Raw genomic sequence first — 17,319 nt, forward strand, 5'->3', positions numbered from 1 at the left:
CGTGCAGACCGCCCGGCGCTGCCGCAAATCAGCGTGGCGAGCGCTTGGCCAGGATGCGTTGTAACGTCCGGCGGTGCATGTTCAGGCGACGCGCTGTTTCACTGACATTCCGGTCGCATAGCTCAAACACACGTTGAATGTGTTCCCAGCGTACCCGGTCCGCGCTCATCGGGTTTTCGGGGGGTGGCGGCAGATCATCCCCATTTGCGAGCAGGGCGTTCACGATATCAGCTGCATCCGCGGGCTTGGACAAATAGTCCGTCGCGCCGATTTTAACCGCCGCCACGGCTGTCGCGATCGCCCCGTAACCGGTCAGGACCACGACACGCGCATCAGGCCGTCTTTCGCGAAGTATTTCGACAACATCAAGGCCGTTACCGTCTTCCAGTCTCAGGTCGACAACTGCGTAGGCAGGTGGCCGCGCTGTGGCAATGGCGCTTCCTGCAGCCACCGATTCAGCTGTTTCGACCAGAAAACCGCGCTTTTCCATGGCCTTGGCCAGGCGGCGCAAAAACGGCTCGTCATCATCGACCAGCAACAGACTTTTGTCTTCGCCCAGGGTCATTTCAGCTGCATCCTGCATCGGTCGCCTTTCCGTAAGCACATCTCATTGTGTCAGACTATATGTGCCACGCACGGCATTTCGTCAAATACGACCGGGGAGTGCCCGCTGCACTCAGCTGTTTTCGACAAAACAGGAAACCGTATCCGCGACATCCTGTGCCGTCGCCTCGCGCCGGAAAAACTCGACAAAACCAAGTTCTGGCAACACGAGATAGCTAAAGGTCGAGTGGTCGACCAGGTAGTAATCATCGTCGCCGTCATGTGCTTTGTAATATGTCCGATACGCTTCGCTGGCGGCTTTGACCTGCTCGGGTGATCCGGTCAGGCCGATCATCCGTTCATGCAGGTTTTCAGCAAAATCACCAACCACGTCCGGCGTATCCCGTTTGGGGTCAATGGAAATGAAGACCGGCGTGACGGAGATATTTTTCCCGGCCAGAATATCCACCGCATCAGCGTTGCGCGCGGTGTCGATGGGGCAGACATCCGGGCAGAAGGTGTATCCGAAATAGATCAGCGCCGGCTCCTTGATGACATCGCGGTCCGTGACGGTCTGGCCTTGCGCGTTCACAAGCTCGAATGGTCCGCCGATCGTTGCAGCGCCGCCCGCGATCTGGCTGGTGCGACATTGCGCGAAGACATCATCACTTTTCGACGACTGGGTCGCATACCAGACGCCTGCGAGAAGGCCAACAACGGCGACGGCAGCAATGGGGGCGATATAGCGCATGGGTGTTGCTTCTCCTAAAGTGCGTTAGGGTGTCTTTATCAAGAAGCAGTCGTACCGTCCTGCGACATCTATGCAACTCAAGAAGCGGTGAGACCGATGCCCGAGACCAGCGTCCGACCCCTGAGCGGTGATACCCGCGCAAACTGGATCAGGCTGAGAACCATGATTCTGCTGCGCTGGTTTGCCATTGGCGGCCAATTGACGGCCATCACCGTGGCGCAACACTGGTACGGGCTGCAATTGGAACTGGGCCTCTGTTACTTCGTGATCGGGGCATCGGTTATCGCGAATCTCGTGGCGATTTTCGTCTTTCCCGAAAACAAGCGCCTGAGTGAGGTCGAAAACATGCTGATGGTCATGTTCGACCTGCTGCAGTTGAGTTTCCTGCTGTTCCTGACAGGTGGCCTGCACAATCCCTTCGCGCTGCTGATGCTGGGGCCTGTGACCATATCGGCCGCTGTCCTGACGCTAAGATCGACGGTGCTGCTGGGCAGTACCGCCATACTAATGGTCTCCATCCTGTCCCAGTTTCATCTGCCTTTGCGGACCGAGGCAGGAATGATTCTGGAAATCCCGCAGCTCTTTGTATTTGGCAACTGGATCGCCCTGATCATCGCGATTATCTTTATTAGTGCCTATTCCGTGCGGGTTACGTCCGAGATTCATTCGATGTCGGATGCTTTGGCGGCTACGCAGATGGCTTTGGCGCGCGAGCAAAAGCTGACCGATCTTGGTGGCGTCGTCGCGGCAGCCGCCCATGAGCTGGGAACGCCGCTTGCCACCATTAAACTGGCGAGCGGCGAACTTTACGAGGAGCTGACCGACCAGCCGGACCTGCAGGAAGATGCTGCGTTGATCCGCGAACAGGCAGACAGGTGCCGGGATATTCTCCGCGATATGGGTCGTGCGGGAAAGGACGACCTGCACATGCATCATGCGCCCTTGATGGCGGTGGTGGAAGAAGCGGCGGAACCACATATGGGGCGCGGCAAAACCGTGCATTTCCATCATCTGGGCGATCCCATGTTACAGCCCAGGATCCTGCGGAAACCGGAAGTGATCCATGGCCTGCGAAACCTCATCCAGAATGCGGTGGATTTTGCCGATTCGGATGTCTGGATCGAAGCGGGCTGGTCGGATGACAGTATTTCGCTGCGCATCATGGATGACGGTCTGGGCTTTCCTCCACATTTGCTGGGCCGGATCGGCGACCCGTTCATGCGCCGCCGACGCACCGATGGCGACCGGCGGTTGCGCCCTGAGTACGAGGGCATGGGGCTTGGCCTTTTCATCGCGAAAACACTGTTGGAGCGTTCGGGGGCCGAACTGCGTTTTGCCAACGGTCGCGACCCGCTGGACCCATCGAATGTGCCGCAGACGAATATGGGCGCAATCGTCGAGGTTACCTGGAACCGCCAAAAAATTGATGCGCCCCGGGCCGAAACAGCTGCTGGCCTGGGTGAAAACCAACCGAACGTGGCTTAAACCCAATCTTCCGGACCCGACGTTAACCAGTCATTAACCACGCAAGCCGGATAGTGATCCGGTAGAAATAGGAGATAAGGTTCCGGCTCATGCCTTTTTGGGACATTGCAGCCATCGCCACCACCGCCGGTCTCAGCACAATCGCTGGTCTTGCTTGGATTTCGCGCACGCAACGTCAACCCGATACACCCGCCGTGCGCCCCTCGACCGAGCCGGTGACAGACGGGATTTTCTTTCTCTTTGACAACAACGATCTGCATCATGCGTCAGACACCGCGCAACAGCTCTATCGCCTGATCCCCGGTCAGGATGACTGGCAGTCGTGGCGGGAACGGATGCTGAACCGCTTCCCGTCATTGCCCGAACGCCCGCCGCTGGAGCAGCCCGGAACGATGACCGTACAGGCCCGCCATGCAGAAGACACCGCGACGCTGAGCCTGACCCCACGCGGCCAGTACACCCAGATACATATGGATGATGACCGTATGGTGACTGCGGCGCAGGCCCAAAAACTGCGGGTCCTGCATCAGGAGCTTGCCGATCTGCGCCGGGCCAGCGATACCACCCCGCATGCCGTCTGGCAGGTCGATACGCAAGGCAAGGTGACCTGGCACAACGCGGCCTACGAAGACCTGTACAACCGGCTCCACAACACGGCTCCCGTGCCCGTCAAACCGGTTTTCGAGGTAAACGATGCCTTGAACGAACAGACCGGGCGTCAACGTGTTTCAACCCAATCCGGACCGGATGGCAAAAAGGACTGGTATGACGTCAATGCGGTAACGGTCGGCGATATTACGATTTTTCACGCCGTCGACGTCAATGCGGTGGTCAAATCCGAAGTGGCCCAGCGCAATTTTGTCCAGACACTCGCCAAGACCTTTGCGCAGCTATCCATTGGCCTGGCGATCTTTGACCGCAACGGACAACTGGCGCTCTTTAACCCTGCGCTGATTGATCTGACCGATCTGCCCGCAGATTTCCTGAGCGGCCGGCCCACCTTGCTGTCCTTCTTTGATCGCATGCGCGAGAACCGACGCATGCCGGAGCCCAAGAATTACCATTCCTGGCGACAGGAAATCTCCGAAGTTATCGCCGCGGCCACCGATGGTCGCTACCAGGAAACCTGGACCTTGGAGACCGGACAGACCTACCGGGTGCGCGGACGCCCTCATCCCGATGGGGCGATTGCCTTTCTGATTGAGGATATCAGTGCGGAAGTGTCTCTAACAAGGAACTTTCGGGCAGAACTGGAGCTTGGGCAGTCCCTTATGGATACGTTCGAAGAGGCGCTTGTCGTGTTTTCCTCGACCGGCGTCCTGACGTTTTGCAATGCTGCGTACCGGGAGCTGTGGGGGCTGGACCCCGACAACTCCTTTGCGGATGTGACAATCGCGGATTCCGTGCGGGAATGGAAACGCCTGTGCAAACCAGGCGCCCGCTGGGCAGCCCTGACCGATTTCGTGCTTGATTATGGAGAACGCGCCTCGTGGGAAATGCCGGCGGCATTGACCACCGGGCCCGCCGTGAACTGCACCATTTCACGGATTGCTTCCGGCGCAACCGTGATCCGCTTTACAAAGTCTGAAGCTGCCCGACGCAAGTCGGCCATTTCCAAACCATCGCCAAGAGCGTCTTAAACGCGCTTAACTCTTGCAGACCTGCCTGCACAGAGTAAGCATGTGCCATGGTAGAAAACCCCCATGTTCTGGTACTGAAATCGAGCGATGAGACGGCTTCTGCCGCGACGCGGCTGGCCGCATTGCTTGAGGTGGGGGACATCGTCCTGTTGAGCGGTCCGGTAGGGGCCGGGAAAACGCACTTCGCGCGACATCTGATCCAGTCGGCTCTCGCCGAGCCCGAAGACATACCATCCCCTACATTCACCCTTGTTCAGACGTATGAAACGACGATTGGACCGATCTGGCACGCGGATCTCTATCGGCTTGGGACTCTCGGGGAAATCGAGGAGTTGGGTCTGACGGATGCTTTTGAAGAGGCGATATGCCTTGTCGAATGGCCTGACAGGCTGGGGCCGTTGCGCCCGCCATCGGCATTGGAGTTGTGGTTGTCGCACGGGAATGCCGAAAATGAGCGTATCCTCAAGGCCACCTGGCAGGACAGCCGGTGGGAAGAGAAAGTGCGCCGATGGATGTCATGACAGCCAGATCCGATGCAGCACGGACGTTTCTTGCGCGGGCAGGGTGGTCGGATGCCGAAGTGACCACCTTGGCGGGGGATGCCTCCAACCGTCGCTACGATCGTCTGACCAAAGCCAATGGCGACCGCGCCGTATTGATGGATGCACCACCGGACAAGGGCGAGAAGATTTTGCCGTTCGTCAGGATCGCCGCGCATCTTTCCGGCCTTGGCCTCAGCGCGCCGCGCGTCTTGGCACAGGACGACGCCGCGGGGTTCCTGCTACTGGAAGATCTGGGCGACGACCTTTTTGCCCGGATCATGAAGGACAATCCGCAACGGGAAGAGATGCTTTATGCGGCGGCGGTGGATGTGTTGACCCACGTGCACCACAGCCAACCGCCATCATTGGTGCCCTACGACGCGAAGTTCATGACACCTTTGGCTGCCTTGGCTTTCGACTGGTTTCAATTCGGTGCCACCGGCCAGACGGATACAAAGGCGCGATCCCGGTTCACAGCTGAATTCGAAGCGCTGCTGACGCCCCTGGCCGACGTGCCGCAGGTTCTTGTCCAGCGCGACTTTCATGCGGAAAACCTGCTCTGGCTGCCGGATCGGGCAGGACCCGCAAGAGTTGGGCTGCTTGATTTTCAGGACGCCATGCTGGGGCATCCTGCCTACGATCTCATGTCCGTACTTCAAGATGCGCGACGGGATGTGGCTGCATTAACGGAAGCGGCGATGATCGACCGGTATCTGGCACAAAACCCGCAAGACCCGGCTGCTTTTAAAGCCGCATATGCACTATTGGGCGCGCAGCGAAACCTGCGCATCATGGGTGGTTTTTCACGGCTCTGCATGCGGAACGGCAAGGTTCACTACATCGACCTGATCCCCCGCGTCTGGGCGCATGTAATGACAAACCTGAAGCACCCCGCGCTGGGCAGCGTGGCGCAGATCATCACGGATGCGTTGCCGGTGCCCACCCCCGAAGTTCTGACCACGTTGAGATCGAAATGCGCGACATACCCCGATCGGTAATGCTCTTTGCGGCGGGCTTCGGTACACGGATGAAGCCGCTGACCGATGACCGGCCCAAGCCCCTGATCCGCGTCGCTGGCACGCCGCTGATTGATCACGCTTTGGCGTTGACCAAAGCGGTCGCCCCCCGGAAAGTTGTCGCAAACCTGCACTACAAACCGGAAATGCTGGAACAGCATCTGGCGCCCCTTGGGGTTCAGACGGTGCTGGAAAGCCCCGATATTCTCGACACCGGCGGCGGTCTGCGCAATGCGCTGCCGACCTTGGGCGGGGGGCCGGTTTACACGCTCAACCCCGATGCGATCTGGAAGGGCGCAAACCCCTTGGCCTTGTTACAAAATGCGTGGCAACCTGACCGGATGGATGCCTTGCTTGCATGTGTGCCTGTTGCGCGGACCTGTGCCTATGAAGGTAACGGTGATTTTGAGATAGACGGGCAGGGGCGGCTCGCACGCGGCACCGGTGTCGTTTACGGTGGTGCACAGATTATCAAGACCGGTCGGTTACGTGACATTGCCCCGCACAGGTTTTCACTGAACGTCCTTTGGGACATGATGCTGGACGACAAGCGTGTCTTCGGGCTGATCTATCCCGGTCAGTGGTGTGATGTCGGGCACCCCGGCGGCATCGCCATCGCCGAAGCGATGCTGGAAAACGCGGATGTTTGACAGCGGTTCGGAACCCAGACTGTTTGGAGTTGACCCCGGAGCCGACTTCCCACGCGCCCTCGTCGACGGGGTGATCGCACGCATGGCGGACAGGCCGCCAGAGGCGATGGCGCGCGTCCAGCTTATCGTGAACACGCGTCGTATGCAGAGACGGTTGCGTGGGCTGTTCGAGGATGGCCCGGCCAGACTGCTGCCGAAAATCCGGCTGATTACCGATCTTGACGCCCTTGATCCAGCGGTCGTGGTGCCACAGGCCGTCTCGCCGCTGCGCCGACGTCTGGAGCTCATTGCTCTTGTGTCGCGCCTGCTGTCGCGGGAAAGAGATCTCGCGCCGCGCAGTTCATTGTTTGACCTGACCGATAGCCTCGCCGCCCTGATGGATGAAATGCAGGGCGAAGGTGTGACGGCCAGGACAATTGCAGATCTCGATGTCACCGATCAGTCCGGTCACTGGCAACGCGCGCTGCAGTTCATTCAGATTGCGCAGGAATACATGGATGGTTCGGGCACATTGCCCGATGCAGAAGCGCGCCAGCGCCTGCTGATTTCTGCGCTGGCCGAGAAATGGCGCGTTTCCCCACCGGCTGATCCGGTGATTATCGCGGGGTCCACCGGGTCGCGCGGGACGACCATGTTACTGATGCAGGCGGTTGCAAAGCTTCCCCAAGGTGCGCTGGTCCTGCCTGGTTTCGACTTTGAAATGCCTGCGGCTGTCTGGTCTCATCTGGACAATGCGATGCTGGCCGAAGACCATCCGCAATACCGGTTTCAAAAGCTGATGAACACTCTGGGCGTTGGCCGCAGCACGGTCACCCGCTGGCATCAGGTGGATGTCCCCTCGCGCGACCGAAATGCGCTTGTCTCGCTGTCGCTGCGCCCGGCACCGGTGACTGACGCGTGGCTGACGGAGGGAAAGACGCTATCCAATATCGCGACTGCCACGCAGGACATTACCCTGCTCGAAGCGCCGGGCCCAAGGGACGAGGCGCTGGCGATCGCGATGCGTCTGCGACAGGCGGCGGAGACAGGGGAGACGGCGGCCCTGATCACACCCGACAGAATGCTGACGCGGCAGGTTACCGCCGCGCTGGATCAGTGGAACATCCTGCCGGACGATTCCGCCGGCACCCCGTTACACCTGTCTCCGCCCGGGCGATTTCTGCGCCACGTCAGTAGCCTTTTTGTCCGGCGGTTGGATGCGGAATCGTTACTGACACTGCTCAAACACCCGTTGACGCACTCCGGCACCAACCGCGGGCACCACGTGCTCAACACACAGCGGCTGGAGTTGAAGATCCGAAAACACGGGCTGCCGTATCCCGACAGCAAAGGTATCGCGCAGTTGATGCAGCGGGCCGTTGCTTCTGCCGATGACCAACGCGCAATAGACGATTGGGCCGATCACGTCGGCCAGGTCTACACCGGTCACATGATGACGGACCTCAGACCTCTGTCCGATTGGGTTGCGGATCACATCGCCGTGGCAGAAGCGATTGCGGGGGGGTTGAACGCGGAAGATCCGGGCGAACTCTGGCAGAAGAAGGCGGGGCAAAAGGCGAGGGCGGTGATGCAGAACCTCGCGGATCAGGCCGGGTTCGGCACGGATATGTCAGCTGCCGATTACAGCGATCTGGTCGGCGCGCTGTTGTCTGGCGAAGAGGTCCGGGACCGCGATGCACCGCACCCCAACATCATGATCTGGGGAACGCTCGAAGCGCGCGTACAGGGTGCTGATCTGGTGATCCTGGCCGGGCTGAACGACGGCACCTGGCCGGAGGTGCCGGCACCTGATCCGTGGCTGAACCGTGCGCTGCGCCATCAGGCAGCATTACTGCTGCCGGAACGGCGCATTGGGCTTTCGGCGCATGATTACCAACAGGCGATCGGCGCCAAAGAAGTGTGGCTGACCCGCGCCATTCGTTCTGACGATGCAGAGACCGTCGCGTCGAGATGGATTAACAGGCTGTGCAACCTACTGGCCGGATTACAGGAGCAGGGCGGTCGCGTCGCACTGGACGGTATGAGGGCGCGGGGCGAGACGTGGCTTCGCCTGGCTTCTGCCTTTGAAGCGACAGACCGTATTCAACCGGCTCATCGACCCTCCCCACGGCCGCCGGTTGCCGCCCGGCCTCCTGCGCTCTCCGTCACCGAAATCAAGCGCCTGATCCGCGATCCCTATGCCATTTACGCCAGACACGTGCTGCGATTGGCCAAGCTCGGCCCCCTTGTCCAGAGCCCGGACGCGCTGATGCGGGGGACCTTGGCGCATGAGATCATGGAGCGCTTTGTCAAGGAAACGGTGGCGGACCCACACCTGTTGACAGCGGAACATCTGGCGTTTGTCGCGCGTGACATGCTGGAGCAGGGCGTACCCTGGCCTGCGGCACGCGCAATGTGGCTGGCGCGGATCGAGAAGATCGCCGATTGGTTTGTTGCCCGCGAAAAGGAGCGGCGGCACTTTTCCCACCCGGTTGCATTTGAAGGGCAAGCCAAGGGCAAACTGGCGTGGCCCGACCTAGGCTTTACCCTGACGGCCCGTGCCGACCGCCTTGACAGAACGGAGGCGGGGGACGTGTTGATCTACGACTACAAAACCGGGAAACCGCCCAGCGCAAGGGAGCAGGCGACGTTTGACAAGCAACTGCTGATCGAAGCCGCGATGGTTGAGCAGGGGGCGTTCGAAACGCTGGGCATCTGCCATGTTGCAATGGCGGTGTTCATCGGATTGGGCGCCTCGCCAAGCGAGGTTCCGGCCCCTTTGGACGAGGAACCGCCACAGAAGGTCCTCGACCACCTGCGCAAGCTGATCGGGGCTTATTTATCTCAGGAGCAGGGGTTCACATCCCGGCGCATGATGCAGCAGGACAAATTTGCGGGAGACTATGATCAGCTGGCGCGCTTTGGCGAATGGGATGCAACCATGGACCCAACGCCGGAGGATCTGACATGACGCCCCGCGATGATGCCACCAAAGCGCAAATTCGCGCGTCACGTCCGGATGCGTCGACCTGGCTTGCCGCGAATGCCGGGTCGGGCAAAACGCGGGTGCTGACCGACCGGGTGGCGCGTTTGCTGCTGGAAGGCGTGCAACCGCAACACATCCTGTGCCTGACCTACACCAAGGCCGCTGCGTCGGAAATGCAGAACCGCCTGTTCAGACGCCTGGGCGCATGGGCAATGCTGGCAGACACTGATCTGGAGCATGCCTTGCGCGAACTCGGGGTGTCAGGGCAGATCAATGCAGACCGTTTGCGCGACGCCCGAACGCTGTTTGCCCGCGCCATCGAAACGCCCGGTGGTCTGAAAATTCAGACCATCCACTCATTCTGCGCCTCCTTGCTGCGACGGTTCCCGCTGGAAGCGCAGGTCAGCCCGCAATTTACCGAAATCGAAGACCGGGCCGCGGACCTGTTGCGCGCCGAAATCATCGACCAGATGGCCGATGGGCCGGGCGCTGATTTGATCCATGGCCTTGCGCGCCACTACACCGGGGAGGACTTTGGCCAACTGACCCGTGCCATCGTGCGAAACCGTGAGGCGCTGGCAAAGCCCTTGGCGTGGGAGGCAATCCTTGCCCTCTTTGACCAGCCAGGGGATCTGACGGAAGAGCGTATTCAGAATACCGTGTTTCTGGGGGGTGAAAGCAAGCTGATCGACGCCATTGTGCCGGCCTTGATGGACAAGGGCGGTACGGATGCGCGGGCGGGTGCGAAACTGTCGCGAATTTCCGATCCGGGCTACACCGCGCTGCCGGATCTGGAAGCCGTATTCCTGACCGGTGCCACTGCCAAGTCGCCCCACACCGCGAAAATCGGTAGTTTCCCGACGAAGCCGACACAGGACATTCTGAGTGAACATCTGCCTGATCTGAACGATTTCATGCAAAGGGTCGAGGATGCGCGGCCCGAACGCCTTGCCCTGAATGCCGCGCGCAAGACGCTGGCGCTGCATGCTTTTGCGGCCCGGTTTCTGCCTCTTTACGAGGAGCAGAAACTGTTGCGCGGTTGGCTTGATTTCGACGACCTGATTTTCAAGGCGCGAGCACTGCTGACGGACAGCGCTGTCGCGGCATGGGTGCTTTTCCGCATCGACGGCGGCATTGACCACATCCTTGTGGATGAGGCGCAGGACACCAGCCCGGCGCAGTGGGATGTGATCCGCAGACTCGCGGCGGAGTTTTCAAGCGGGGAAGGCGCGCGCAAGGATGTGAAGCGCACGCTTTTCGTGGTGGGGGACAAGAAACAGTCGATCTATTCCTTTCAGGGGGCCGACCCGCGTGAATTCGACCGTATGGAGGAAGACTTTAAAGCCAAGCTGGAGGCTGCGGGGCACGTTTTTCAGAGCCTCACGCTGGCCTATTCCTTCCGGTCTTCAAGCGCCGTTCTCGGTGTCGTCGATCAGGCCTTTGATGGCAAGGAGGCCGCGGGGTTTTCCAAATCCTCGGAGCACATCGCCTTCAAGGCGGCGTTGCCGGGGCGTGTTGATCTATGGCCTGTGGTTGAAAAGCAGGCCGATGATGATGATCGGGAATGGTATGATCCGCTGGACCGCCGCGGGACGAGACATCACACGGTAATTCTCGCCCGGCAGATTGCCGATCAAATCAGGCGGATGATCGATACGCGGCAGACCGTTCCGGTGGATGGGGACACAGGCGACACGCTTGGCAAACGCCCGGTCCGGCCCGGTGACTTCCTGATCCTCGTGCAGCGCCGGTCTGATCTGTTTTCCGAAATCATCCGCGCCTGCAAAGCCCACGACCTGCCGATTGCCGGGGCCGATCGCCTCAAGGTGGGTGGCGAATTGGCAGTGCGCGACCTTGCGGCGCTCCTGTCCTTCCTGACCGTGGCTGAGGACAGCCTGTCATTGGCAACAGCGTTGAAATCGCCGTTGTTTGGCTGGTCGGAGCAGGATCTTTTTGACCTCGCGCACCGCCGCAGCGAAGAGCATTTGTGGCAGGCCCTGCGGAACAGGGCGGAGGATTTTCCCGAAACACTCGCCATTCTGAATGATATGCGCGCACATGTCGATTTCCTGCGCCCCTACGACCTTGTCGAGCGTGTCCTCACCCGGCATGGCGGGCGGAAAAGGCTGCTCGCGCAGCTTGGCAATGAAGCCGAAGATGGCATCAATGCGCTGCTGTCCCAGGCGCTGGCCTACGAGCGCACTGCGATCCCCAGCCTGACCGGGTTCCTCGTCTGGATGGAAACCGATGATCTGGAGATCAAGCGCCAGATCGACAGCGCGTCCGACCAGATCAGGGTAATGACTGTCCATGGCGCCAAGGGTCTCGAAGCGCCCATCGTGATCTTGCCCGACACCGGCAAACGCGACGTCCAGATCAAGGACGACATCGTGAAAATCGGCGACACGCCGGTGTGGAAGACGACAGCATCGGATATGCCGATGCCCATGTCTCAAAGCGTCGACGCGATGAAAAAGGCACAAACGGAAGAGCGTTTGCGACTGCTTTACGTGGCGCTGACCCGTGCCGAGAAATGGCTGATCATCGCGGCCTGCGGCGAGCTGTCGAAGCAGAACGACAGCTGGTATCAGATTGTCGACACCGCGCTTGAGACCACGGCCGCGACGACGGTGTCTTTTCAGGGTCTGGAAATCAAGCGACACGCTTTTGCAGATTGGGACGCACTGCCCGACATCGCGACCGAAGAGCCGTCGGCGGCCCCTGTGAAACTGGACCCGCTGTTCCACCGTCCCGCGCCGGACACGCCACCCACCCGCGAAATCCTGTCGCCCTCCGATCTGGGGGGGGCCAAGGCCCTGCCGGGCGATACCGGGCGCACCGAAGAAGAGGCAAAAATATACGGCACCCTGGTGCATCGGTACCTGGAGCATCTGAGCGCCGTTCCCCAGGCAGACTGGCCGGATGCATTCGCAGGGCTTGTTGCCTCTGATGTCGCGAACCCGGATCATCACGAAGCGTTCAGGGAAGCTTGCAACATCCTGAAATCAGAGGAGCTGCGGTTCCTGTTCGATCATGTCTCGCTTGCGGAGGTCCCTCTGTGCGCCCGTCTTGGCCAGCAAAAGATGTACGGGGTGATCGACAGGCTTATCCTGTCCGATACGCGGGTTCTGGCCGTGGATTTCAAGACAAACCAGACCGTTCCAGCCAGCCCAGAGCTCTGCCCGGAGGGGCTTTTGCGGCAGATGGGGGCCTATGCGCATGCCTTGCATCAGATCTATCCGGCCCATGACATCAGCACCGCAATCCTGTGGACAAAGACCGGCGCGCTTATGTATTTGCCGCACGAAATCGTGACGCGGTCGTTACAAAGCACGCTACATCTTGACGTCGGGGGCAGCGCTACATAGGTTCGCCGTCCAAGCATAGCCTGTCAGGAGAGTATCATGGCCACACTTGCTGTAACCGATGAAACATTCGACGCTGAAGTGAAGAACTCCGATATCCCCGTTGTGGTGGATTTCTGGGCGGAGTGGTGTGGCCCGTGTAAACAGATTGGCCCGTCGCTCGAAGAACTGTCTGCAGAAATGGATGGCAAGGTGAAAATCGTCAAAGTTAATGTGGACGACAATCCGAATTCGCCAGCCCAGATGGGAGTGCGTGGCATTCCCGCGCTCTTCATTTTCAAGGATGGCCAGGTCGTGTCCAACATGGCGGGCGCCAAGCCCAAAGCAGCTTTGCAAAGCTGGATCGAAGAATCGATCTGACCGGACAGCTTGCGGCTTTCGAGGGCGTTCCAAGCGGGGCGCCCTTATTTTATGGGCCAGTCAAACCTGCGCAAACGATCGGCAATCCTGTTGTCCACATCTTTTCGGCCTGCATTGATCGCATGGTTGTGCCAGAACCACCACACGTATCGCGCCCATTCCGGTCTGTGTTTCATGACCTTTCTGAATGCGGCCAGCTCGTCCGCCGATGCGGTCAGCGCCGCATGATGAAAATCGGTCTTTGCGAACAGGATGCTCGGCTTGCCGAAGAACAGCCCGTTGAACCCTACCGTCGCATTTTGCGTCACCACGTAATCGCAGGTGCGTAGCAGCTCCTTCATCGCGCCGATGCGCACGGTCAGCCGGTCGTTTTCAGTGTCCAGGTGGTTCAGGGCGGTCAGCTCCGCATCGGAATAGGTTTCCTTCGGATGCAGCGAGGCCACGATGGTGCGTTCAGGCTCTGCCCTGAGACAGCTCGCGATCATTTCCAACTGGGTTGAGCGCGCAGACGCAGCGCGCGCCGTCAATTGGCGCTGCAACGGAACAAAGACAAAACCATCCTGCGAGGTCCGCAACGGCGCGTCGCCAAACAGTCTTTCGCGCCAGTAGTGATAGAATCGCATCGCATCGTTTCTGGGAACGGACTGCGGGTCGAAATCGGCCTTCGAGACATCCCAGTCGCACGCTTCCGCCGCCTGGTCAATTTGCCAGAAGGGTGCGTGGTGGCACGCTCTGATGATCAGGCCATTGCGCCCGACCGGCGCGGGCAGATCAGTCAGGGAGAACTCTCCCCTGCGATGCGAGGCGGACGATGCATCTTCGTGGCGCAGGTATGCCACCTCAAACCCTGAGCGCCGCGCGACAGACGCCACTCGTGTCACGAAATGATGACGACCTGCCAAAACCGCGTTGCGCAGTTTAGGTTCTAAATAGAACCGCAGGACATTTCCCCCAACCATGTAGCGAAGCTAGGCGGATAAAGGGGTTTGAACAAGGCCGCACTCTTGTGCCGCCTATTGGGGCGGGCCATATAGGCACCACGAAAAAGGAGACGACGATGGCGCAGGACGAATTCCCCGGCTGGCATGGAACGACAATTATTGGCGTCAAGAAGGCGGGTGAGGTCGTCATCGCAGGCGACGGGCAGGTGTCGCTAGGTCAAACCGTGATCAAGGGAACGGCCCGCAAGGTACGCCGTTTGTCACCGGGCGGGTACGATGTGGTTGCCGGGTTTGCCGGATCCACAGCGGATGCCTTCACGTTGCTCGAACGTCTGGAGGCCAAGCTGGAAGCCACGCCCGGCCAACTGGCCCGCGCCAGTGTCGAGCTGGCGAAGGACTGGCGGACCGACAAGTACCTGCAGAAGCTCGAAGCGATGCTGATCGTGTCGGACGGCAAGGATATCTTCGTCATCACCGGCGCGGGTGACGTGCTGGAGCCGGAAAACGATGTCGCTGCCATCGGATCGGGCGGGAACTTTGCGCTCGCCGCGGCGCGCGGCATGATGGACAGCGATCGGTCAGCCGAGGATGTTGCCCGGGACGCGATGGCAATTGCTGCTGATATCTGCGTCTATACCAATGGCAATCTGACGGTGGAGAAGATCACCGCATGATTGATCGCGACGATCTTCGGGCCTCTGTCAGTGCCGGGATCGTGACGGAGGCACAGGCCGCTGCCCTGATAAACCTTGCGCATAGTCGCAGTGGCGCGCGCGAGAATCTCGCCCCCGGAGATGAACCCTTCGAGCTGTTTCGGGGATTTAACGAGATTTTCATTGTGGTGGGCATGATCATTCTGGCCATCGGCTGGGTGGGTGTTGTGACTTACTACATGACGAGCGACCCGCTGAGCATTCGCAATACGCTGATCTATTCAGGCATTGCCGCTGCCGTGGCGCTGTGGTTGCTGTCGGAATACTTCATCCGCAGGCGTCGCATGGTCGCCCCTGCAATTGCGCTTTCCATCATGTTCGCCGTCAATGCAGCTTACGCGTTCGCCGGAGCGTTTTCAGAGCTTTTCATGATCGCGCAAGGAGATAACAGCAGCTTGCCGCTGCCTTTCAGCCTCGCGACAGCCGCACTGCTGGTCTATTGGTTCCGGTTCCGCGTTCCTTTTGCACTGGCGTTGATCGCTTTGGCGGCCTTTGGGATCGCAATCCTGATTGCCGGCAACAGCAGCGGCACGCCGGCCTCGACAGAAGAACTGTTTCTACTTTCCGCAGGGGGTCCGTTCGCGTGGATCACGCTGGCGCTTGGTCTGGTGGTTTTCGCCGTCGCAATGATGTTTGACATGTCCGACCCGCACCGCGTGACCCGACGCTCCGCAAATGGGTTTTGGCTGCATGTCGTGGCGGCACCCGCGCTGGTGAACACCATCGCGCTGTCACTGCTGGACCGGGACACGAGCGGCGCGAACGCTGTGCTGATCGCCGTGCTGACTCTCATCGCGCTGGTGGCCATCGTGATTGACCGGCGGTCCTTCCTGATTGCCGCCATCGGCTACACGGTTATCCTGACCACCACGATCTTTGAGGGCGAAGGCGCGGTCTACACCGTGTTTTTCCTCGGGATCGTCCTGCTTTTTCTGGGCGCGCGCTGGGAACGTATCCGCGCCCGTCTTCTGGCACTGATGCCCGGGTTTGTCCCACTGCACAGATTGCCGCCTTCCCATATGACAAAGGCTTAAAATGACCGACCTGACCCCCCGCGAGATCGTCTCTGAACTCGATCGTTTCATCATTGGGCAAAAAGACGCGAAACGCGCCGTCGCCGTGGCCTTGCGCAACCGTTGGCGGCGCAAGCAATTGTCCGATGACCTGCGGGACGAGGTGTATCCCAAAAACATACTGATGATCGGGCCGACCGGGGTAGGCAAGACGGAGATCAGCCGCAGGCTGGCGAAACTCGCGCGCGCGCCCTTTCTGAAGGTCGAGGCCACCAAGTTTACCGAAGTGGGCTATGTCGGCCGCGATGTGGAACAGATTATCCGGGATCTGGTCGACAGCGCTATCGTGATGACCCGCGAACATATGCGTGAGGACGTCAAGGCGAATGCGCGCCACGCGGCAGAGGAACGGGTGATTGATGCCATTGCCGGTGAGGACGCGCGCGAAGGCACCCGCGAGATGTTCCGCAAGAAGCTGAAGTCCGGCGAACTGGATAACGAAATGATCGAGCTTGAAATCGCCGACACCTCCAATCCGTTTCCGACGATGGATATTCCAGGCCAGCCCGGCGGCGGCATGGGGATGCTGAACCTTGGCGACATCTTCGGCAAGGCGCTGGGGGGGCGGATGACGCGCAAACGGCTGTCGGTCGCAGACAGCTACGACGTTCTGATCGGCGAGGAAGCCGACAAGCTGCTGGACGACGAGACCGTAACGCGCGCCGCCATCGAAGCGGTGGAACAGAACGGCATCGTTTTCCTCGACGAGATCGACAAGGTCTGCGCCAGAACCGATGCGCGCGGCGGCGACGTCAGCCGGGAAGGGGTGCAGCGTGACCTGTTGCCCCTGATCGAAGGCACGACCGTCAGCACCAAGCACGGACCGGTGAAAACCGATCATGTGCTCTTTATCGCCTCCGGGGCCTTCCACATCGCCAAACCCTCCGATCTGCTGCCCGAGCTACAGGGCCGTCTGCCGATCCGGGTGGAATTGCGTGCCCTGACGGAAGAAGACTTCGTACGCATCCTGACGGAAACGGATAATGCGCTGACACTGCAATATACCGCGCTGATGGGCACCGAAGAGGTCACGGTCAGTTTTGAACCAGAGGGCATTGCCGCGCTTGCCAAGATTGCAGCGGACGTGAACCAATCCATCGAAAACATCGGTGCCCGGCGGCTTTACACCGTGATGGAACGCGTGTTCGAGGAATTGTCGTTCAACGCGCCGGACGAGGCCGGTAGCAAAGTGGTCGTCGATGCGGCATTTGTCGAAAAGAATCTCGGCGAACTGACGCGGTCCACCGATCTTAGCCGCTACGTGCTTTAACGCTT

At 60.0% G+C, this 17,319-nt stretch carries 14 protein-coding genes; 11 read left to right on the forward strand and 3 right to left on the reverse strand.

What is annotated here, in order from left to right; all coding sequences use genetic code 11:
- Nucleotides 1–28 precede the first annotated feature (28 nt).
- Entirely contained in the window at nt 29–583 is a 555-nt protein-coding gene (locus KX928_RS02725; protein WP_219498581.1) for an ActR/PrrA/RegA family redox response regulator transcription factor, read from the reverse strand.
- Between the two features lie 93 nt (nt 584–676).
- Nucleotides 677–1,294: an SCO family protein gene (locus KX928_RS02730; protein WP_219498583.1), complete on the reverse strand. Its 618-nt coding sequence runs from the start codon at nt 1,292–1,294 to the stop codon at nt 677–679.
- Between the two features lie 96 nt (nt 1,295–1,390).
- Between KX928_RS02730 and regB the strand changes: the two genes are divergently transcribed.
- The 8 genes from regB (at nt 1,391) to trxA (ending at nt 13,317) form a co-directional block, all read left to right on the forward strand.
- The gene (regB, locus tag KX928_RS02735; RefSeq protein ID WP_219498585.1) at nt 1,391–2,779 is read left to right on the forward strand and encodes a sensor histidine kinase RegB; all 1,389 of its coding nucleotides are present in this window, start codon (nt 1,391–1,393) and stop codon (nt 2,777–2,779) included.
- 89 nt (nt 2,780–2,868) lie between these two features.
- Nucleotides 2,869–4,419, forward strand: coding sequence for a PAS-domain containing protein (locus KX928_RS02740; RefSeq protein WP_219498587.1), 1,551 nt, complete (start codon nt 2,869–2,871; stop codon nt 4,417–4,419).
- Nucleotides 4,420–4,466: 47 nt separating this feature from the next.
- On the forward strand, nt 4,467–4,940 hold the full coding sequence (gene tsaE, locus KX928_RS02745) for a tRNA (adenosine(37)-N6)-threonylcarbamoyltransferase complex ATPase subunit type 1 TsaE (protein ID WP_219498589.1): 474 nt from the start codon (nt 4,467–4,469) through the stop codon (nt 4,938–4,940).
- Nucleotides 4,937–5,959, forward strand: coding sequence for an aminoglycoside phosphotransferase family protein (locus KX928_RS02750; RefSeq protein WP_219500070.1), 1,023 nt, complete (start codon nt 4,937–4,939; stop codon nt 5,957–5,959). The genes tsaE and KX928_RS02750 overlap by 4 nt, the downstream gene beginning before the upstream one ends.
- Nucleotides 5,935–6,627 (forward strand): nucleotidyltransferase family protein, encoded by a 693-nt coding sequence (locus KX928_RS02755; RefSeq protein ID WP_219498591.1) that lies wholly within the window; start codon nt 5,935–5,937, stop codon nt 6,625–6,627. The genes KX928_RS02750 and KX928_RS02755 overlap by 25 nt, the downstream gene beginning before the upstream one ends.
- Entirely contained in the window at nt 6,620–9,577 is a 2,958-nt protein-coding gene (gene addB, locus KX928_RS02760; RefSeq protein WP_219498595.1) for a double-strand break repair protein AddB, read from the forward strand. The genes KX928_RS02755 and addB overlap by 8 nt, the downstream gene beginning before the upstream one ends.
- Complete coding sequence (gene addA, locus KX928_RS02765; protein ID WP_219498598.1) at nt 9,574–12,960, forward strand: double-strand break repair helicase AddA; 3,387 nt, start codon at nt 9,574–9,576, stop codon at nt 12,958–12,960. The genes addB and addA overlap by 4 nt, the downstream gene beginning before the upstream one ends.
- A 36-nt stretch (nt 12,961–12,996) precedes the next feature.
- On the forward strand, nt 12,997–13,317 hold the full coding sequence (gene trxA / locus KX928_RS02770; RefSeq protein WP_219498601.1) for a thioredoxin: 321 nt from the start codon (nt 12,997–12,999) through the stop codon (nt 13,315–13,317).
- 44 nt (nt 13,318–13,361) lie between these two features.
- Here the strand turns inward: trxA and KX928_RS02775 are convergent, their stop codons facing one another.
- On the reverse strand, nt 13,362–14,198 hold the full coding sequence (locus tag KX928_RS02775; RefSeq protein ID WP_219498605.1) for a capsular polysaccharide export protein, LipB/KpsS family: 837 nt from the start codon (nt 14,196–14,198) through the stop codon (nt 13,362–13,364).
- A gap of 176 nt (nt 14,199–14,374) precedes the next feature.
- Here KX928_RS02775 and hslV point away from each other — a divergent pair, with 176 nt between their 5' ends.
- The 3 genes from hslV to hslU are packed head-to-tail and all read left to right on the forward strand — an operon-like array spanning nt 14,375 to nt 17,314.
- Nucleotides 14,375–14,932 carry an ATP-dependent protease subunit HslV gene (hslV, locus tag KX928_RS02780; RefSeq protein WP_219498607.1) on the forward strand — a complete coding sequence of 186 codons (558 nt, stop codon included), beginning with the start codon at nt 14,375–14,377 and terminating at the stop codon, nt 14,930–14,932.
- Nucleotides 14,929–16,005: a hypothetical protein gene (locus KX928_RS02785; RefSeq protein WP_219498609.1), complete on the forward strand. Its 1,077-nt coding sequence runs from the start codon at nt 14,929–14,931 to the stop codon at nt 16,003–16,005. Before hslV ends, KX928_RS02785 begins: the two co-directional genes overlap by 4 nt.
- A 1-nt stretch (nt 16,006) precedes the next feature.
- A complete protein-coding gene (hslU, locus tag KX928_RS02790) occupies nt 16,007–17,314 on the forward strand; it encodes an ATP-dependent protease ATPase subunit HslU (protein ID WP_219498611.1) in 1,308 nt (435 codons plus the stop codon).
- The last annotated feature ends 5 nt before the right edge of the window (nt 17,315–17,319 follow it).

The organism is Roseobacter insulae, assembly GCF_019375555.1.
Classification (GTDB): Bacteria; Pseudomonadota; Alphaproteobacteria; order Rhodobacterales; family Rhodobacteraceae; genus Roseobacter; species Roseobacter insulae.